Source organism: Roseibium aggregatum (assembly GCF_017309185.1).
Lineage (GTDB): Bacteria > Pseudomonadota > Alphaproteobacteria > Rhizobiales > Stappiaceae > Roseibium > Roseibium aggregatum_B.
Genome location: NZ_JAEKJZ010000001.1, coordinates 1807492 through 1827614, shown reverse-complemented (window position 1 = coordinate 1827614; position 20123 = coordinate 1807492). Strand labels below are relative to the sequence as shown.

Below are 20123 nucleotides of genomic sequence, written 5' to 3'. Positions count from 1 at the left end.
CGCCGGCTTGTCGGTAACCTGTTGATTTCCACTGAGAAGTGACCCGGCTTGGCCTGATATTTCCATTGAGAATTGACCCATGTTTGAACCTTCCCTCGCGTGTTTTCAGCGGGGGCTATGGAGTGATCGACATGGCGTTATTGAGCGTGATCCGGCGCTGGCATTTTCGAGAGCATTTATCGATCCGGGAGATCTGCCGCAGGACTGGCCTGTCCCGGAATACCATTCGCAAATATCTTCGTTCTGGCGGTGTTGAGCCGAAGTTCAAGTTACCCGAACGGCCGAGCAAGCTTGACCCGTTCGCGGACCGGTTATCGGCCTGGCTGAAGACGGAAGCCAAAAAGAGCCGCAAGCAGAAGCGAACGATGAAGCAGTTGCATGCCGATCTGGTCAGCCTCGGCTATGAGGGGTCCTACAATCGCGTGGCGGCGTTCGCCCGGGAATGGCGTGAAGACCGGCAGAGAGAATTGCAGACGACCGGCCGCGGCACGTTTGTCCCCTTGGCATTCGAACCAGGCGAAGCCTTCCAGTTCGATTGGTCGGAGGATTGGGCGATAATCGGCAACGAGCGCACCAAGCTGCAAGTTGCTCATACGAAGCTGAGCTACAGCCGCGCATTCGTCGTCCGGGCCTACCTCCTACAGACGCACGAGATGCTGTTTGACGCCCACAATCATGCCTTCCGCGTCTTCGGCGGCGTGCCGGGGCGCGGCATCTACGACAACATGAAGACGGCGATTGATAAGGTCGGACGCGGCAAGGAGCGTGATGTGAATATCCGTTTCCAGGCGATGGCCAGCCACTACCTGTTCGAGCCGGAATTCTGCAATCCTGCTTCTGGCTGGGAAAAGGGGCAAGTCGAGAAGAACGTTCAGGACGCCCGGCACCGGCTTTGGCAGCCCACGCCCCGCTTTCCATCACTGGAAGCCTTGAACGATTGGCTGGAGCAGCGCTGCAAGGAATTCTGGGCACAGACCCCGCACGGTCAGATGAGAGGCACTATCGCCGACCTCCTGGCGGAGGAAGCTCCAGCACTGATGCCTGTTTCCAGGTCGTTCGACGGGTTTGTCGAATACACCAAGCGCGTCTCTCCGACGTGCCTGGTGCATCTGGAGCGCAACCGCTACAGCGTCCCGGCATCCTTCGCCAATCGGCCAGTCAGCTTGCGTGTCTACCCGGATCGTATCGTTGTCGCGGCGGAAGGTCAGATCATCTGCGAACACCGTCGCGTCATCGATCGATCCCATGACCGGCCTGGGCACACCATCTATGATTGGCGGCATTATCTGGCGGTCGTGCAACGCAAGCCCGGTGCTCTTCGCAACGGCGCACCATTCACCGAGCTTCCCGACGCATTCAGGACCTTGCAGCAGTATCTGCTCAAGAAGCCGGGCGGGGATCGCGAGATGGCCGATATCCTGGCACTTGTCCTCCAGCACGACGAACAGGCTGTCCTGTCGGCTGTCGATATGGCGCTGAAGTCGGGTGTTCCAACCAAGACCCACATCCTGAACCTGCTGCATCGCCTGGTCGATGGCAAATCCCTCACGCCTCCAACCGTGAATGCACCTCAGGCCCTGACGCTTGCCAACGAGCCCAGGGCCAATGTCGAGCGCTACGATGCCCTGAGAAAGACGGAGGCTCGCCATGCGTCATAATCCAGCAAGCGGCGCGATCGTCATCATGCTGAGAAGCCTCAAGATGCACGGTATGGCACAGGCTGTCGGCGAATTGACCGATCAGGGATCGCCGGCATTCGAGGCAGCCATTCCGATCCTGTCACAGCTTCTCAAGGCGGAGACGGCGGAACGAGAGGTTCGATCCGTTGCCTATCAGCTCAAGGTCGCACGCTTTCCAGCCTACCGCGACCTGAACGGCTTCGACTTCACCAGCAGCGAGATCAACGAGGCGCTCGTGCGCCAACTCCATCGCTGCGAGTTCCTCGACGAAGCCAACAACATCGTCCTGGTCGGGGGGCCCGGCACCGGCAAGACGCACATCGCCACCGCAATCGGCATCCAGGCCATCGAGCATCACCACAAGCGGGTGCGGTTCTTCTCAACCGTTGAACTGGTCAATGCACTGGAACAGGAGAAAGCCCAGGGCAAGGCGGGGCAGATCGCCAACCGGCTCGTCCATTCCGATCTCGTGATCCTCGACGAGCTCGGATATCTGCCGTTCAGCGCGTCCGGGGGCGCTCTGCTCTTCCACTTGCTGAGCAAGCTCTATGAGAGAACCAGCGTCATCATCACCACCAACCTGAGCTTCAGCGAATGGGCCAGCGTCTTCGGCGACGCCAAGATGACAACCGCGCTGCTCGACCGGCTAACCCACCACTGCCACATCCTTGAAACCGGAAACGACAGCTTCCGCTTCAAGAACAGCTCCGCACATGAGCCCAAAACGAAGAAGGAGAAAGCTAAGAACTTGACCGAACCCACAGACCCGAAACATACCTAAAGGGCGGGTCAATTCTCGGTGGAAATGCCGGGTCACTTCTCAATGGAAATCAACAGTCATCCCGCCCCGCGAGAACGCGAAGTACTGGGGGACCATCACCGCTGGAGCGGTGGCGCGCAACGAGGCCCTCCGCGCCTCGAAATACCTCGGCCGCGCGATCTGGCGGAAGTGGAGCGGATACCACCGCCGAAGCCGCACCGAGACGAAGATGCATTGGCTGAAGCTGCTGGGACAGAGTCTCATGGCACGCGACTTCGATCGCCATGTCGCAGAACTCCAGATCCGCGCCTCCGTCTTGAACGGCTACGCCGCGCTCGGCATCCCGATTACCGAGCCCGTGGGATAAGTGTGTCCGGGGAAAGGGGAAGTCCGAGCTTCACCCTCTTTGCGCAACAAAGTCGATTGGCGATCAAGTGTGGTCCTTGTAAGGAGACTAAGTGCACCGTGACCTGGCGCTTTGGACGACCCTTGCACCGGCTTAGGGCCCCGGGACACCCCAGTCGCGTCGCGATCCGAGGCGAGCACCGGCATAACACCCGCCGCAGTCAGATCATCGTCGACACGTCATCCGTCTCCTGCATCTTGTCTCTCCGCAGATCGTCCGTCCGCGGAAGCGTCATTGTTTCGTCATGGGACATCGAGGCCTCCTCTCGATCGCGAAGAGGACCAGGTTCTCATTTCGTCAGAGGGCTAGTCTGTCCTGTTGCGAGACAGCAAGCGCGGGCTCCGTCCGCCTGTAATCGCGCTAGTATCCGTCGATTGATGGCGAGGCAGTTAATCGCAATAGATCGAGACAGTTTCCAGAGTCAGCGGCACTCAGAACGGTAAGTCACTATCTCCCTTGCAGCCGCCAATGCAATGTCCCGCCTGACCCGGTCAACTGCTGAGCCGATATGAGGTGTCAAGACAGTACGCGGATTGGCAAGTAAGCGTGAATTGACACCGGAAGGTCGATCTGGATGTGCCCAATCTTCGGTTTCAAATACATCTGCGGCATAACCGCCAAGCCGACCTGACTCCAGCGCATTGGCAACTGCGGCCTCGTCTACGAGTGATCCTCGAGCCGGATTGATCAAGAATGCTCCAGATTTTACTTTCGAGAGCGCCACGGCATCAATTAAATGTTTTGTCGTTGAAGTAAGAGGTAATGCGAGAACCAGAAAGTCACTTCGGGCTATCAACTCGGGGAAATCACAACGCAGGAGGCCAAGCATATCCTCTCTATCTGGCGGTGCAGGAGAGCTATCGCAATACAACAATCGACAGCGGAATGACCGCAGCCTGTGAGCAATAGCCTGACCCACCGCCCCCATTCCTATGATACCAACATCCGCACCATCCAAACCGCTCCCATATAGGACTGGCCTCCAGCCTTCGTAGGGTTGCTTCCGTATGGTATTGTCACCAATCAGAATGTTGCGTCCAAGCGCAATCATTAAGCCAATTGCGAGTTCGGCCGTTGGTACAGTCAACAGATCTGGAACTATAGTTAACTTGATCCCTCGAGCTTTGCAGGCGTCTGCGTCGAAGTTGTCAGCGCCTTTAAGCGCGCACGCAATTATTCTCAATTTCGGACAGGCATCCAGAAATTGGGCATCAATGTAATCCGTCATAAATGCCAATATCGCCTCAGCGTCCTTTGCTCTTCGCAGAAGGTCATCCCGAGGCCATGGTTCTCTCCGCTCATTTGCGTCTACCGGCCCTAGAGTGGCCAGTAAGTCGAGCACCTCGGAGTGTACCCAGTTTGTAACAAGAGTCTTGCCTGACATGATAATCCCTTGAGTGTATGAATTTTGCTGATGGGGAGCTAAGTTCTTTCGCCGTAGAGCTTGGAGTTCGCGCAGTAACTTGCGAAGTCTCGCGCTAGCGAAGATTGTGGGCATTCTCGGTGAATTCCAACATATAGTCGCTTGAAAATATCTGCTTCCTCCAGCCCTAGAGTGACTAGTGTGCCCGCACGTACTTCGTCGGCAACAGCGCACTCGAAGACAATCGAGATGCCTAGGTTGGCCTTTACCGCCTCCTTGACCGCAGCTGTGCTTCCAAGATTCCGGCTTATGTTAAGCCGACTCAAATTGTCCCCGAAAACACTCGAAAGCGCTCGTCCGGTGCCTGTTCCAGGCTCACCGCCAATCATGGAATAACCGACGAGCATTTCACATGTCGCAAGTTCAAAAGAAGCAAGCGGATGAGTTGGAGCAGCGATCACAACCAGCTTCTCGCGGCGCCACGACGTCCACTCAATCGCTGGATCATCTTCATGCCATTCTGTGAGAGCTACATCAGCTTGCCCCGCTGAAAGTGCGTCGATGGCGCCTCTGTTCGTGCTTATAACGAGGTCTACGCCTCCCCCCTCACAGGCTACATCCCTCTCAAAGCCCGCGGCGATCCGTGGAGCAAGAAACACCCCTACATTCCCGCTCGCGTAGACACTTAACCGTCGGCTTGAGAACGCAGTTGTTGCACTACGCGCTGCCTCAATTAGTGCACGTGCTTTCGGCACAAACAATGCGCCCTCTTTTGTCGGAACTGATCTTGTTCGATTTCGCAACACTAGTGAGACGCCAAGGAACTCCTCCAGCTTACTCAACTGTCGCGACACAGCGGGTTGGGAGCAAGCAAGTCGCGAGGCTGCAAGTTGAATGCCACCTTCATCAACGACTGCAAGAAAAGTATGTACGTGCGACAAGTTGAGCATCGTAACCTCCAGCCTCCACTAATCTTGATCGACGATTTCTCGTATACCTAATATGCATTGAAATAAGTCGTACATGCTCAATCATCATGATGCAAGGGCCGATCCGTGGACCAACCGCAGCAGACGCCTGACGCGTGAGTCTGCAGGACACAAGACCGCAGGCGGCTACACCGCCACATAAGCGGCCCCAACACAGCCGAACTCTCCGCAATCATCTGGCATAGGTCGTGGGCACTGGCTTCCCCTTGCCGCTTCGGTCTGCCTGCGAGGCTTCTGGCCCTATTCTTTAGCTAGCCCGCCGAAGCTCTCGATTATCCTACCAACCTGGTCATCTTCAGTGCCGCGTTCGAAACTTGCGATCCCCGCACTGCCGCTCCGGTGGCGTGTGTGGTGGTGGCGCGACCATCACGGGCATGTCCCATCGCACCTCCTTCGAATCCAACAGATGGATCGCAACACCCAACCATTGGATCAAACACATCAGTCCTGCGCGCAAGCTCCACGATGCGCGTGCTTGGGGCACCCGAAGCACCCGCCAGACAAAAGACTTCAAACCAGCGCCACCACACCGGCAGAGCTTCATGCCATTGTCATAAAAGCGTGGCACGACTCACATGCGATCTCGTCATCTTATCTGCCCATACCCTTACTATGGTTATGTTTAAAGCTCGAGATATGAGAAGCGCTGATATTTGGTCTAACGAAAGAGGTCCTCATGATTACTCGCCGCCGTTTTGGGGCTATCGCGACATCAGCTTTAGCCCTTCCCTTCGTCGCCAGCCCTGCAATGAGTCAGCAGACACGAAATGGCAAGTTGCACTTGAGATTCGCAATCGCCCCGGTTCGCCCCACACCTGCAATAACGATCGAAGAGTTCGAACCTGTCTTCAAACATCTCGCCGATGAATTAGAGGCAACCTATGAATTGATCAGTCCAGAAAGCTGGGCGGCAATTTCTGTTGCCATGAGCAACGGTCATGTCGATGTCGGTTGGTTGGGGCCGTGGGGGTACGTTCTAGCGAACAAGCAGGCTGGAACGGAAGTGATTGCCACTGTGAAGTATCAAGGCAAGCCATCGTATCACGCCATAATTGAGGGGCGCCCCGGGCTCGACATCAAGGAGTTTCCAAAAGATGCAAAGGGTATGAAATTATCGCTTAGCGATCGAGGTAACACCTCAGGATGGCTGATCCCTTATGCATTCTTTCTGAAGAGCGGAATCGATCCCAACGAATTCTTTGAGCTTCGCGAGGGCGCAACTTTTGGCAACAACGTCTCAATGATTCAGCAAGAGCTCATTGACCTAGGTTCAAACATGGATCGGGGTAGAAATGGTATGATCGAGGCGGGCGAAATGGATCCGTCAAAGGTAGTTGTTTACTGGACATCCGAGCCACTACCCAATGACGCGATCTGTGTCCCGAAGGACTTCGAACCTCAGCTGAAGGCGAGAATCCGTGAGGTTCTAACGGGTCTTCCAGAAGACAAAGCGCAGATGCTTATGGGGAGCGGCTACAACGGCTTTGTTCCCTCATCCCATGGCGATTACGGTCTCGTCGAGGAAGCAGGACGGCTGGTGGGCATACTCCCTTCATGATCCTCGCAGGCTTAGCGTCAGTGGGCGCGGCAGTTGCCGGGCCCACTTTTTCAACATCTTCACTGTCAATCGAGTTTTCCTGATCTTCACGAAAGTGACCTTATGATTGTCGAGAGCCTCAACCAAAGTAGATATGACGAGCCAACTCTACCTCTCATTTCTACGAAGCGCGTGAAGCGCGCCCTCATTTTTTTGCTCGTAATTATTTTTGTCGGTGCTTGTTTTTCAGCAGCCAAAGTCGATTTCTCGAAGCTCATCGACGGGCTTCCCAGGATCGCGTCCTGGTTCACTCAAATGTTTCCACCTGATCTGGAGAACATTGATCGTGTCTTGCGCGACGCCTTTCAAACCCTAGCAATGGCAACCATTGGCACCATAGGCGCGCTGATCATTTGTATACCGTTGGCACCCCTGGCGGCACGCAACACCACCCCTAACATGTTTGTTTATCGCATGGTCCGGGCAGTCTTTGCGGCTTTGCGGGGAACCGAAATTCTTGTTTTCGCACTCATCTTCGTTGCGGCAGTTGGATTTGGGCCGTTTACCGGCGTCCTTGCGATTATGTTCAATATGGTGGGGGCGCTAGGAAAGTTGCTGACAGAAGTCATTGAGCCGGCTGACCCCGGCCCGGTCGAGGCAGTAGAACTCACGGGAGCGAGCAGCTTGCGGGCGTACCGATATGCACTCGTTCCAGACGTGTGGCCCAACATAGTGGCAGTAACCCTCTACATTTGGGAGTTTAATGTGCGCGCGTCTACAGTGTTGGGCATTGTCGGAGCGGGTGGCATTGGCCAGACCTTGAAAGACTCCATCGATTTGCTCGACTTCCCAAAGATGGCGACCGTTCTCGGAGTGATTCTGATCATGGTAATCACGATCGATACCTTAAGTGGTTTTCTTCGCCGCCGCGTGTTGAATCCTGAAACTGCTTCAGTTCGAGAAGGCGTCCCAAAGAGACTTTCGCAAACCTATGGCGAAGCCCTGGAAAGTGGCAGGAACAAACAAAAATGAGCATTGCATTCTCGACCGAAACGGCCGCTAAAGGTAGCTACCGCCGGAATGAAACCGCTTGTGCTATTGAAGTTCGTGATCTTAGCAAGACATTCAATGGTCGAAAAGTACTCCATCGGATTTCCTGCAAGGTACCTGCTGGCCAGTTTGTGGTTCTGCTTGGGCCTTCAGGCTGTGGGAAATCGACTCTCTTTCGTTGCCTTACGCGGCTTATCGAACCCGATAGTGGCACCATCTCCATTCGAGGAACTGACGTTACAGCGTTGAAACAGGCCGAGCTAAAGGCTTTGCGTCGAAAGGTCGGTTTCGTTTTCCAGCAGTTCAATTTGGTAAAGCGCTTTAGTTCGATTGATAATGTGCTTGCTGCGCGGTTGGCACGTGTGCCGTTTTGGCGGGCGATGCTTTGCCAATTTGAAAGCCAAGACCGACAACTCGCCCTGGCATGCCTCGACAGCGTCGGACTTCTCGATCAGGCATACCAGCGTGCGGATCGACTTTCTGGCGGACAACAGCAGCGCGTGGCAATCGCACGCGCATTTGCTCAACAAACTGACCTTATTTTAGCAGACGAACCGATTTCCAGCTTGGACCCAGAATCTTCGGAAAATGTACTGAACATCCTTCAAATGGCAGCACGCGAGAAGGGTATTTCGGTGCTTTGCAGTCTGCACCAGTTCGATCTCGCGGTCCGGTACGCCGATCAGATTATCGCTTTACGCGACGGTCAGGTTTTCTTCGAAGGACCGCCAAGTTCGTTCACCCCTGATCTGCGAAGGAAACTCTATCGTGCGCAACCCACCTGAACTAGTAGATGAGCGCGAAAGAAGGGCCATTCAGGACGCCCTCGCAAGTGGTAGACAACGGGACCGGCTTCTAGAAATACTGTTGGATGTTCGCGACGCTAAAGGCGGGATCGGCATATCGAAGAGCGGTTTAATGTTTCTTGCGGAACAATTGCGACTCTATCCAGCTGAAGTTTATGAGGTGGCGACAACATACCCTTCTACGAAGTTCGTTTCTCCGACACCTGCTGTCGAAAAAGCAGCCACGGACCTGGATTCCGAGTGGCGGGTTGCCCCCGCTAAGAGCGCCAGCTTCTTCGGAGGCTTGGTTGATGGTTCAAATGGGTCCACACCGCCACGCAGTCTTGCCGATTACCGTGAAAGTGGCGGGTACGAGATACTGCACATACTCAAGTCCGATCCAACGGCAGCAGATGACCTGATGCAAAAGGTTGCAGCTCTCAACTTGAAAGGGCGCGCTGGAGCGGGATTTCCGGTAGCAAGGAAATGGAAACAAGCCAAAAGATCAGCAGGCACGCCTGTCGTTGTGGTCAACGGAAACGAAGGAGAATTGGGTGTATTCAAAGATCGCTTCATACTTGAGAACGAACCCCATGCTATAATCGAAGCGGCTTTGGTCGTAGCCCATGTTACTGGTGCAGACCACGTGTTCATTTATCTGCAAGATGAATACAAGTTTGCTCAGTCAATTTTCGCCAAAGCTGTTGCTGAGACCATGCAGGCTGGCCTCGCCGAAACGGTGACGTTGGACCTACGTCGCAGCGGCGGGGCCTACATCTGCGGTGAAGAAACTACCTTGATTGCCAGTTTGGAAGGCCGGGCAGGACGACCGACGGAACGACCGCCTTATCCTTCAGAGATGGGCTATAAGGGGCGGCCGACGATTGTACACAATGTCGAGACCTTTTTCCGCTTGCGGCGCGCCTGGGGGGCTCAGTCTGATGTCGAAATTCCTGTCTCGCGTTTGCTCGACCCAAACACGTCGCTTTTCAGCGTAACGGGTCGAGTAAGGAACCCAGGGCCGAAGTTGATGAGCAACTTACTAAGGCTTGTGGATCTTTTGGATCTCGCAGGAGGACTTTCACGTGGCGTAGAGTTAGGAGGGATGGTCGTAGGGGGCTCCTGTGGAACTCTGATCTCAGCGGTCGATTGTGAGCGGCCACTGCCTGACTTAGTCCAGAATGGGCTTACGTTAGGAACCGGCGGAGTCTTTGTTTTTTCATCAAAAGACGATCGTCGAGCTATCGCGTTCGAGATGGCTGCCTTCGCCGCTCGCGAAAGCTGCGGCAAGTGCGGACCCTGTAGAATTGGATCAAAGAAGGCAATGGAAACATTAGTGAGCAATGGTCCCCTCGACACCGTCTTGATCGACGAGCTCTCCACTGTAATGGCTGAAGCTTCACTTTGCGGGCTAGGACGAAATGCAGGTCGTTTCCTGAAAACCCTCCCTTCATATTTTGGCGATCCCCAACCATGAACGAATACACGATAGAGATAGATGGTTTAAAAATTGATGTAGAATCAGGGCAGACTCTACTAAATGCTGCGGCAGCGGCCGGCATCAAACTACCACATTTATGTGCGTCGAACCGTATGGGTTATCCTGCTATTGGAAGCTGTCGTACATGTCTCGTAGAAGTAGTTGGAGAAACAGAACTGGTAGCTGCATGCAATCAGCAAGTTTTTCCCGGCCTTTCCGTCTTGACGAATACTGATCGTGTGAGCCGGGTCCGACGGCTTGCTTTGGAGCTCCTGGAGGCGGAAACATCCGCAGAACCGACCAGCGGTCATCGATACAGCGAGTTCTCGCAACTTCTCGATGGCAATGATGCTAGACTCAATCACTTTAGCAGGACAGAGCAGCGGCCCGAAGTTGACGCAAGCCACTCGGCCTTTGTCTTCGATCCCGGAGCGTGCATTCGCTGCGGAAAATGTCAGACAGCATGTCGAGATGTCCAATCAAATGGCGTTATTGGCTTCGCAGGACGAGGCGACGCAGCGCGGGTGACTTTTGACGCAGATGTCAAGATGGGTGACAGTTCCTGCGTGTCATGCGGAGAGTGCGCCCAAATCTGTCCAACTGGCGCGATTGCGATCAAACAGTCGGCCAATTCGCGAGATCGAAGTAAGATTGATCGGGTAGGTGAAACTGTCTGTCCGTTTTGCAGTGTTGGCTGCCGTGTTGAGCTTCAATCGTCCGATGGACGATTGACGCACGTTGATGGCGCAGACGGCCCCGCGAACCACGGTCGTTTGTGTGTCAAAGGGAGATTCGGCTTTAGCTTCCTAAATCATCCGGAACGTCTTACCACGCCCCTCGTTAGGCGAGAAGGCATCGCGAAATCAGAAGGACAATCAATTCAAGGCAAAAACATTCTAGATCTTTTCCGGCCAGCAAGTTGGGACGAAGCTCTGGAACTGGCTGCAAAAGGTTTTGAACGAGTAAGCCAGAATTTTGGCGGCACTGCCATCGGTGTTCTCGGTTCTGCTAAGAACACGAATGAAGATGCTTACATGCTTCAAAAACTAGCACGCGTCGGGTTCAGAACTCCACACATTGACCATTGTACTCGTCTTTGCGCTTCAGTTCCGCCCTTAGCAGAGGCCACTGGCCTTGCAGCGGTCACTGCTCCCATCGATGAGATTGCAAATTCCGATGTGGTACTGATGGTCGGCTCCAACCCAGACACGAACCATCCCGTTGCGTCTTCCGTGATGAAAAATGCATTCCGAAACGGCACCAAGCTGATCCTGATAGATCCTCACATCCAGCCGCTGTCGCGCTACGCCCACCATCACTTTCGTATCGCCCATGGGACCGACGTCGCTTTTTTTTCAGCAATGACTCATTACGTTATACGAGAGGAACTTTTTGATAAAGCATTTGTTGAATCGCGCGTTGAAGGTTTCGAAGCGCTCCGCGATAGAGTTGCTCCTTATACTCTCGAAGTTGCTGCAAAACTCTGTAGAGTTAATGCGGAAGATATAAGGTCGGCGGCCGAACTATTTGCCGGCGCGCGCGGCGCCATGAGTTTTTGGGGCATGGGTGCCTCGCAACATGTCTTTGGCGCAGACAACATTAGAGCTATCATCGCTCTTGCTTTGGTGTGTGGTCAAGTTGGAAAACCTGGCGCTGGGCTACATCCGCTACGGGGACAGAACAATGTGCAGGGCTCCTGTGATGCCGGGTTGTTGCCGGACTATTTACCCGGCTACCTTGATCCTAGGAACGCTTTCGATCGCTCCAAATGTAACTTGTTGTGGAATGCAACAATACCGCCCGATCGAGGGCTATCTATTGTTGAGATGTTCGATGCGATAATTGATGGCAGCATTCACGGGCTTTATGTTGTCGGTGGCAACCCTTCTCTTTCCAATCCCAATCTGAATAAATCAAACGAAGCGCTGTCCAAGCTCGAGCACCTGGTTGTTCAGGACATCTTCCCTACCGAAACGGCTATGTTTGCCGACGTCATACTTCCAGCTGCTGCACTGGCTGAAAGGGAAGGAACAGTTACGAATACAGACCGCATAGTGCAATACATAGCGCCTGCCATCGAGCCACCTGGAGACGCTCGACCTGACTGGGAAATTGTTCGCGATTTGGCAGTGAAGTATGGCTTGCATTGGCAAGATCGCAACGTCGAAAACATCTTCGCAGAGATGTCGAGCTTGGTACCGTGCCTGGAAGGTTTTTTCTGGCGGGATCTCGTTTCAAAAGGTTACATGCGATACCCGCTTGAATCCAGCAATAAAAGCAGCAATCTGTTTGCGAAAGCTTTCTATCGAGGCAAAAAAGCATTAATCGCACCGCTTGATGGAGGACAAATTAGCGAACAGACTGATGCCAATTACCCATTCGTTCTGGTTACTGGTAGAGTGCGAGAGCATTGGCATACTGGTTCGATGACTCGCAAGGCCAGTGTGCTAGACTCTCTAAGTCCTTCACCAAGTGCTCACCTTAATCCGAGGGACTTTGCGAAAATGCAGTTCTTTGAAGGAAACTTCGTGGAGGTGAAAACGCGCCGGGGAAAGATACAACTTGCGGCGGTGCGGGATCCCGATGTGATGCCGGGCGTAATTTGGGTAGCTATGTCCTTCTTCGAAGCTGCAGCAAATAAACTTACAAATGATCGGATCGATCCTACCACCCGTGTGCCTGAGTACAAGTTTTGCGCCGCGTCAGTTCGACCAATCAGAAAATAGATAAGGAGCAGTCCTGTTGAACACAGAAACTGCCCGGCGAGAGTTTCGATCTATCCAAGCAAACGAAGAGATTCTTCACTTAGATGACTATTGCCCCGAAACCCAACTTTGTACCGCCCGTGTTGCGCCCCGTAAGAACTGGATCGTTTGGAGCTGAAGTTTTCGGCCAATCTTTCCTGGCTAGGAGTGGAGGGGAAACGCATGACGGCATCGAAGTTCACGAGAGCTCGGGAGGCCCTTATCATGAAGCGGGGAGAGCAAGGAACGCCGGTCGCAGAAATCTGCCGCAAGGCCGGTATCGGCCAAGCGACCTATTTCAGCTGCAAGAAAAATACGGTAGGTTCCCGCCGGATGAGATGCGCCGACCAAACGCGCTTAGGGACGAGAGCGCCCGGCTGAAGAAAATCGTGGCGGTCTCTACCGTTGCAAGCTCGTCATATCACCTCGCATTTCCTTGAAGGGCCGCGCGGCAAGTATACTATCGCTGAGTTTTTTGGCGCGATTCGAGGGAGACGATGGTCGGCAAACCGAAACGGCTTGTCAGCGAAGGATGAGTGCACCACATCGCCGGCAACCAAGTACGGGTTCGTCGGGAAGAGTTTCATCGACTGCGATGCCCGTTAGTGGCCTTAAGGTTGTCTTAAGTTTGGGCGGCTTCTGCTTCCGCAACTCTGCATTGAATGGAGTTGCGAGGGGAGGACGGGCACATGGTGACGATGGGGCTGTTGCTGGCGCTGAGTTTTGTGGTGTCGTTGCTCGCCCTCGGGTTCCTGATCTGGGCGATCAGCAACAAGCAGGTTGCGCCCGACCAACATGATGCCCGCGTGATCTTCGATCCCGGCGATGAAGGCCACGTCGAAAGCGGCGAGACGGCGACCTCCAGGCCGTATAATTTCGACACGGTTCGTAGCGGCATCGACGCGATTTCCGCTCGGCCCGTAGCGGTCCTTCTGATCGCCGCCACGGTCTGGCTGGTCGTCGGCTCCGGTTTCGGTCTCGTCTCCTCGCTCAAGCTGCACTTGCCCGACTGGCTCTCCGACCACGCCCCGCTAACCTTTGGACGCGTTCGCACGCTCCATCTCAACTTGGTCATCTATGGCTGGCTGTCGCAGGTCGGCATCGCGGCGATGATCTGGATCCTGCCGCGCATCTTCCATACCCCGCTGCGCGCGCCGCGCATGCCGCTGATCGGAGCCGCACTCTGGAACCTCGCGGTCCTTCTAGGCGCGCTCGCCATCGCAAACGGCTGGACCGATGGTGAGGAATGGCTGGAGATTCCCTGGCAGCTCGACCTCATGCTTGCGCTCGCTGGCTTCTTCTTCATGGTGCCACTGGTCAAAACGACGCTGGCCCGGCAGGTCCACCACATCTACGTCACCGGCTGGTATTTCCTCGCCGGCATCCTGTGGTTTCCCTGCCTCTTCGTCATCGCCAACCTGCCCTACGTGCACTCCGGCGTTGAGGAAGCGACCGTCAACTGGTGGTTCGCCCATAACGTACTCGGCCTTTGGCTGACTCCGCTCGGCGTCGGCACGGCCTACTATTTCATTCCCAAGATCATCGGCAAACCGATCTTCTCCTATTCGGTCTCGCTGCTCGGCTTCTGGGGGCTGGCGCTGTTCTACAGCCAGGTCGGCATCCATCACCTGATCGGCGGCCCGGTGCCGACCTGGGTCGCCACGCTTTCGGTGGTTCACTCGGTGATGATGTTCATCCCAGTCATCGCGGTCGCGATCAACCAGCACATCACCGTCGGCCGAAACCTATGGGCGCTGAAGGAATCGCTGCCGCTGCGCTTCATCGCCTTCGGCGCGCTCATGTACACTATGGCGTCGTTCCAGGGCTCGATCGAGGCGCTGCGCTCGGTCAACTCGGTCACGCATTTCACGCATTACACGGTCGGCCACGCCCATCTCGGTGCCTACGCCTTCGTGACGATCACCATGTTCGGTGCGGCCTATCACATGCTGCCGCGGATGACCGGCCGCGCCTTCCGCTGGCCGGCGCTGATCAACGCCCATTTCTGGCTTATCGTCGTCGGCTTCGCGATCTACTTCTTCGGGCTCTCCATCGGCGGCTGGCTGCAAGGGCTCGCCATGCTCGACGGGACGCGGCCGTTTTCCGAGAGCGTCATCCTTACCAAGCCCTATCTCGAGGCCCGTAGTGTCGGCGGAGCGTTGATGACGCTCGGCCATATCCTCTTCGCCTTCAATGTCGCCAGCATTCTCCTGCCGCAGCGCGCACCGGAAACCGTCCGCACGGTGCCAGCCGAATGAACAACTATCTTCCCCTTTCCATCATCTCGCTCGGCATCCTCGCCTTCGCCACCCTCATGCTTGTGATCGCGCCCGGTATCGAAATGGCGAGGCCGGAACCGCCCGCCGGGCTTCAGCCCTACACCGTCGAGGAGCAGCGCGGTCGCGACGCCTACGTCTCGATGGGCTGTCTCTACTGTCATAGCCAGCAGCCGCGCGCGCCCGAGCAGGCGCCGGACGGCGAGCGCGGCTGGGGCCGTCCGTCGGTCTCGGCCGACTATTTCTACGACTCTCCTCATCAGCTCGGCACGATGCGGACCGGTCCCGACCTTCTCAATGTCGGTGCGCGCCTACCGTCTGAAAGCTGGCATCTGACCCATCTCTACCAGCCGCGCGCGATCTTCGAATGGAGCATCATGCCCGCCTATCCCTTCCTCTTCGAAGTGAAGGCCGAGGCGGAGGAAGGTGACGTCGTCGTCGCTCTGCCGCCCGAATTCGCTCCCGCCGAGGGCGTGGTGGTGGCGAGCCAGGAAGCCCTGGACCTCACGGCCTATCTGCTCTCGCTCGACCGGACCTATCCGGCGCCGCAGGACGGCATCCGCGACGATGGCTACCGCCCGCGGGGGGATGCCGAATGACCGCCGACCGTCGACCCGAGCAAGACCCGCGCCATCCCGACGAGCATTTCGAGCCCTACGAACTCGATGCCTCGATCCCCTGGCCGCTTCTCGGCATCTCCATCGCGCTCGGCGTCTGGGGTGCCGCCACGTTGTTCGACACGCGCCGGCACGAGGAGCGGGCGCAGGTCGAGCGAGTCGAGGACACCCAACTCGCGACCGGGCAGGCAGTCGAGCCTGGGCACGCGCTGTTCGAAGCCAGTTGCGCGACCTGCCACCAGCCGGACGGTCTCGGCATTCGTGGCGCGGTTCCGCCGCTCGCGGGCTCGCCCTTCGTTCGCAACGGCCCCGAACTGGTTGCAAACATCATGCTGCGCGGGATCGACGGCCCGATCCGGGTTAACGACTCGCTCTATGACGGCCACATGCCGAGCTTCGCCAGCGTCTTCACCGATGTCGAGGTCGCCGAACTGGCATCCTACGTGACGTCGCGCTGGGGTGAGAGCAACCGGGCTCTGGAAGCCGCTGAGGTTGCCGAACTGCGAGGCCGCGTCGCCGACCTTGGAAGCTTTCGAGGTGGGGCAGGCGTCGCCGAGGATACAGGTTTCGCGCTCGACGAGCAGCCGACATTTGCCAGCGGCACGAGCCAACCCGTCTCGCCAGAAATCTCCGCGCTGATCTTCGAGGGACGCGGCGGCCAATGGTCATGCGCGAGCTGTCATGGCGATCTCGGCCAGGGCCGCGAAAACACGCCGCGACTGGCCGGTCTGCCGACGGACTACATCGTCAAGCAGCTTGGGGATTTCGCAGCGGGACGGCGCATCAACGAATCCATGGCCGTTGTGGTCGCCGAACTCTCCAACGAGGAGAAGCGGGCGCTCGGCGTCTACTATGCCGGTCTGCGGGTGCCCTCCAATGCGCGGCCCGACCTCGGCGGCGATCTGGAACGAGGTGAGCAACTGGCGCGTGAAGGCGACTGGAGCCTGACCGTCCCGTCCTGCTTCTCCTGCCATGGTCCATCCGGTTTCGGCGTTGCGACGGAGTTTCCGCCACTGGCGGCCCAGCACGCGCCCTATACGGCAAGCCAACTCGCAGCCTGGGCGGGCGGACAGCGCACCAATTCTTCGCTCGACCTTATGGAGCACATCTCGAGCGCGCTCAGCGCGGCCGATCGCCGGGCCGTTGCCGATTATCTTGCCTCGCTCCCGCCCGTCCCGGCCGGATCGGGCGACATGCTCGCCGAACAGGGAGAAGGACAATGAGCTCCGAAACAGAACAGGACGTGCCTGCCAAGCCTGCGAGCCCACGCAAGGGGCGTCTCGTCAAAAGCCTGATCTTCGCGGGCGGGGGAACGCTCATCATTGCCGCCCTGGGTGCGCTTCTTTACGAGTCCGGCTTGATTCCCGGCCTTCAACGGGGCGATCAGACGGTCGCGTCGGGATATTTCCAGCCACCAAGCAATGACGAGATGCCGGATGGCGCGTTCGGCGATTCCGTCCGTCGCGGCCAGGCGATCTTCATGAACACCGCCACCAATGCCTCGCAGCATGTCGGCAACGGGCTGTCCTGCGCCAACTGCCATCTCGGCGAGGGCCGTCAGCCCTATTCGGCGCCCATGTGGGCCGCCTGGGGCCGCTACCCGCAATACCGGGCGAAGAACGACCAGATCAACACGATGGAAGACCGGGTGATGGGCTGCTTCACCTTCTCCATGAACGCGCAGCATTCGGTCTCCGGAGAGCCGCCGCCGCATGGCGACGACATCTACCGCGACCTCCAGAGCTATTTCTACTGGCTGGCGAGCGGCGCGCCCAACAACACGCAGATGGAAGGTGGCGGCTTTGGGACCGTCCCCAAGACCGAGCTCGGCTATTCGCCCGAGCGTGGGCAGGAGGTCTTCGCCGCCAATTGCGCCGTCTGCCATGCCGGCGATGGACAGGGCCAAAAGGACATCAACGGCCGCTACGTTTTCCCGCCGCTCTGGGGGCCGGGTTCTTACAACTGGGGAGCCGGCATGGCGCGTATCAACACGGCCGCGGCGTTTATCCAGAACAACATGCCGCTTTCCAGGCCCGGGACACTGACCGATCAGGAGGCGTGGGACGTCGCCGCCTATATCAACAGCTTCGAACGGCCCAAGGATGCGCGTCAGGGCGACATGACCGTCGAGGAGACCCGCCGCCTGTTCCATGACGGCGACGACATCTACTACGGGCAGGAGGTGAACGGCGTACTGCTCGGCGTCGGCACGCCCGACCCGGTCCGCCCGGTCGGCGCGCCAGAATGACGACGGCATGCGGCGGCTCTTTGCCATCGAGGGTCTGGCTTGCGGCGGCTGCGCGCGAGGGCTGGAGCGGCATCTAAGCCGTCTTCCGGCCGTCCGCTCAGTCGGCGTCCATCATCTCACCGCTTCGGCCCTGGTGGATTGGGACGAAACGCGGCTAAGCGTCGAAGGGATCGGACGCGCCGTCGCGGTCGCCGGCTACCGGCTCATCGAACGTCATCATGCCGAGGAACTGGCGTCGCGGCTCGATGCCGACATTCGCCGCCTGTCTCTTCGGCTCGCCGTCGCGGTGATGGCCGGCATGTGGTCGATGGCGCTCTCTATCGTCCTTTACGTCTCCGCGGTCGATGAAGCGACCGGCTGGTGGATCGCGCTTGGCGCAGGGGGGCTTGCCTTGCCGGTCCTTTGGGCCGGGCGCGGTATCTTCTGGATGGCCGCCCGGTCGCTGCGACTGCGCACCCCAGGCATGGATCTCCTGATCGCCGTTGGCTCGCTCGGCGCGGTCACCATCTCTATTGCTGCCCTCGTGCACGGCTCGTCGCATGTCTATTTCGACACGGCAACGATGCTTGTCACCTTGTTGCTGGTCGGCCGGCTGCTCGATGCGATCACGCGGCGCAGCACCATAGAAGCGCTGACCGCCCTTCAATCCTCCACTCCCGAAACCGCGATGCTTGTGACGGGTGGAGCGACGACAGAAACGCCGCTGGCGATGATCGCGCGCGGCGCACGGGTGCGGGTGGATGCCGGCGACGCCATCAGCGTGGACGGCATCGTCGTTTCTGGTACGAGCGCCGTCGATCGATCCGTCCTGACCGGGGAATCCATGCCCATCCCCGTCTGTGCAGGAGCCCGCGTCGAGGCCGGCGCCGTCAATCTCGAACGGCGGATGTTCGTCGAGGTTGACCGTGACCACGGAGATCGCGACATCGACCGTATGGGCGGCGCGATTGCACTCGAGATCGCCCGCCGCGGCACCCTCGCGAATGCCGCGGACCGCATCGCAGGCCAACTCTCATGGGAGATCCCGGGACTTGCCCTTTCGATCTTGATCGTCACGCCAATCTTTGGCGTGTCCATGATCGACGCGGCGTTGCGAGCGCTTGCCATCCTGGCCGGTGCCTGTCCTTGCGCCCTGTCACTCGCCGCACCGCTGGTCCAGGCGCGCGCGGCGGGGATCGCGGCGGCGCGCGGCATCCGCATCCGCGAGCCTAACGCCTTCGAGACATTGGCGCGTGTCCGGACCGCCATTTTCGACAAGACGGGAACGCTGACGGAAGGCAGGCCCCGCGTAACCGGCGTCCTGCCGGAACCGGGCTGGACCAGCGACGAGGTTCTCGGCCTGGCGGCGCGGGCCGAAACCGGAATCCTCCATCCTCTCGCGCAGGCAATTGTCGCACGGCACGGATCGGAGATTGGAGAGGGCGGTTTGCGCCAGCCGCGCGGTGCCGTCGCACAGGACGAATCAGGACGCGTTATCTCGGTCGTTGGTAGCTCGACCGACGCCGGGCTGACACGCCTCATCGTCGCGCTCGACGGCAAGCCGATCGGAGCGCTCGATCTCGCTGACCAGCTTCGTCCCGACGCCGCTGGACTGCTGGCGTCGCTTGGACGCGACGGCGTTTCGATTCAGATTGCGACGGGCGACAGTCAAGGGCCTGCACGGGCGGTCGGCGCGAAGCTCGGACTCGATGAAGCCGACATTCATTTCGCCTGCACCGCGCAGGACAAGGCCGTCCTGGTGGCGCGGTCGAAAGGCCCCGTCCTGTTCGTCGGCGACGGCGTCAACGATGCGCCCGCGCTAGCAAGCGCCGGCTGCGGTATCTCGGTCGCAGAGGCGCACAGTGCAGCCGCGCAGACCGCGGACGTTGCAATCCTGCACGGCGGGATCGAGCAGGTCGTGACCGCGATCTCCATCGCTCGGCGCAGCGTACGCATTGGTCGGCAAAACATCGGCCTCGCCCTCGTCTACAATGCCCTGATTGTCCCCTTCGCCTTAACCGGTCACCTCTCGCCGACAATGGCGGCCCTCGCTATGCTCGCAAGCTCGCTGTCGGTGTCGCTGAACAGCCTAAGGCTCGCAGGTCCCACACGACTGGCGACCGACCCGAGCGCCGTTGTTTCAAACAGGGAACCTGCCTAGATAAGCTAATGTGGAAAAATTGCTATGATCGATCCGACTATGTGTTCGG

At 57.9% G+C, this 20123-nt stretch carries 14 protein-coding genes and 1 pseudogene; 13 read left to right on the top strand and 2 right to left on the bottom strand.

From position 1 onward, the window contains the following. Nucleotides 1-131 precede the first annotated feature (131 nt). From istA to JF539_RS07875, 3 genes and pseudogenes are all read left to right on the top strand, one after another. Nucleotides 132-1658, top strand: a complete 1527-nt coding sequence (gene istA / locus JF539_RS07885) for an IS21 family transposase (protein WP_207140887.1) — start codon at nucleotides 132-134, stop codon at nucleotides 1656-1658. After that, a complete protein-coding gene (istB, locus tag JF539_RS07880) occupies nucleotides 1648-2460 on the top strand; it encodes an IS21-like element helper ATPase IstB (RefSeq protein ID WP_207139753.1) in 813 nt (270 codons plus the stop codon). The genes istA and istB overlap by 11 nt, the downstream gene beginning before the upstream one ends. Nucleotides 2461-2512: 52 nt before the next feature. Beyond that, nucleotides 2513-2806: pseudogene (locus tag JF539_RS07875) on the top strand (transposase); the annotation flags it as partial. A 460-nt stretch (nucleotides 2807-3266) separates the two neighbouring features. Here JF539_RS07875 and JF539_RS07870 read toward each other — a convergent pair. Further along, a complete protein-coding gene (locus JF539_RS07870; RefSeq protein WP_207139752.1) occupies nucleotides 3267-4229 on the bottom strand; it encodes a phosphonate dehydrogenase in 963 nt (320 codons plus the stop codon). A 38-nt stretch (nucleotides 4230-4267) separates the two neighbouring features. Then, nucleotides 4268-5158, bottom strand: coding sequence for a LysR family transcriptional regulator (locus JF539_RS28110; protein ID WP_207139751.1), 891 nt, complete (start codon nucleotides 5156-5158; stop codon nucleotides 4268-4270). Nucleotides 5159-5873: 715 nt separating this feature from the next. Here JF539_RS28110 and JF539_RS07860 point away from each other — a divergent pair. The 10 genes from JF539_RS07860 (at nucleotide 5874) to JF539_RS07815 (ending at nucleotide 20074) form a co-directional block, all read left to right on the top strand. Next, nucleotides 5874-6755 (top strand): phosphate/phosphite/phosphonate ABC transporter substrate-binding protein, encoded by an 882-nt coding sequence (locus JF539_RS07860; protein ID WP_207139750.1) that lies wholly within the window; start codon nucleotides 5874-5876, stop codon nucleotides 6753-6755. Nucleotides 6756-6857: 102 nt separating this feature from the next. Beyond that, the gene (phnE, locus tag JF539_RS07855) at nucleotides 6858-7766 is read left to right on the top strand and encodes a phosphonate ABC transporter, permease protein PhnE (RefSeq protein ID WP_207139749.1); all 909 of its coding nucleotides are present in this window, start codon (nucleotides 6858-6860) and stop codon (nucleotides 7764-7766) included. Beyond that, nucleotides 7763-8569, top strand: a complete 807-nt coding sequence (gene phnC / locus JF539_RS07850) for a phosphonate ABC transporter ATP-binding protein (RefSeq protein ID WP_207139748.1) — start codon at nucleotides 7763-7765, stop codon at nucleotides 8567-8569. The genes phnE and phnC overlap by 4 nt, the downstream gene beginning before the upstream one ends. A gap of 82 nt (nucleotides 8570-8651) precedes the next feature. Continuing rightward, nucleotides 8652-10046: an NADH-ubiquinone oxidoreductase-F iron-sulfur binding region domain-containing protein gene (locus tag JF539_RS07845; protein ID WP_207139747.1), complete on the top strand. Its 1395-nt coding sequence runs from the start codon at nucleotides 8652-8654 to the stop codon at nucleotides 10044-10046. Next, the gene (locus JF539_RS07840; RefSeq protein WP_207139746.1) at nucleotides 10043-12775 is read left to right on the top strand and encodes a molybdopterin-dependent oxidoreductase; all 2733 of its coding nucleotides are present in this window, start codon (nucleotides 10043-10045) and stop codon (nucleotides 12773-12775) included. Before JF539_RS07845 ends, JF539_RS07840 begins: the two co-directional genes overlap by 4 nt. Before the next feature lie 707 nt (nucleotides 12776-13482). Further along, on the top strand, nucleotides 13483-15051 hold the full coding sequence (locus tag JF539_RS07835) for a cbb3-type cytochrome c oxidase subunit I (protein WP_207139745.1): 1569 nt from the start codon (nucleotides 13483-13485) through the stop codon (nucleotides 15049-15051). Next, a complete protein-coding gene (locus JF539_RS07830) occupies nucleotides 15048-15668 on the top strand; it encodes a cbb3-type cytochrome c oxidase subunit II (RefSeq protein ID WP_207139744.1) in 621 nt (206 codons plus the stop codon). The genes JF539_RS07835 and JF539_RS07830 overlap by 4 nt, the downstream gene beginning before the upstream one ends. After that, complete coding sequence (locus JF539_RS07825) at nucleotides 15665-16909, top strand: c-type cytochrome (RefSeq protein WP_207139743.1); 1245 nt, start codon at nucleotides 15665-15667, stop codon at nucleotides 16907-16909. The genes JF539_RS07830 and JF539_RS07825 overlap by 4 nt, the downstream gene beginning before the upstream one ends. Next, nucleotides 16906-17934 (top strand): c-type cytochrome, encoded by a 1029-nt coding sequence (locus tag JF539_RS07820; RefSeq protein ID WP_207139742.1) that lies wholly within the window; start codon nucleotides 16906-16908, stop codon nucleotides 17932-17934. Before JF539_RS07825 ends, JF539_RS07820 begins: the two co-directional genes overlap by 4 nt. A gap of 7 nt (nucleotides 17935-17941) precedes the next feature. After that, nucleotides 17942-20074, top strand: a complete 2133-nt coding sequence (locus JF539_RS07815) for a heavy metal translocating P-type ATPase (RefSeq protein ID WP_207139741.1) — start codon at nucleotides 17942-17944, stop codon at nucleotides 20072-20074. Nucleotides 20075-20123 lie beyond the last annotated feature (49 nt).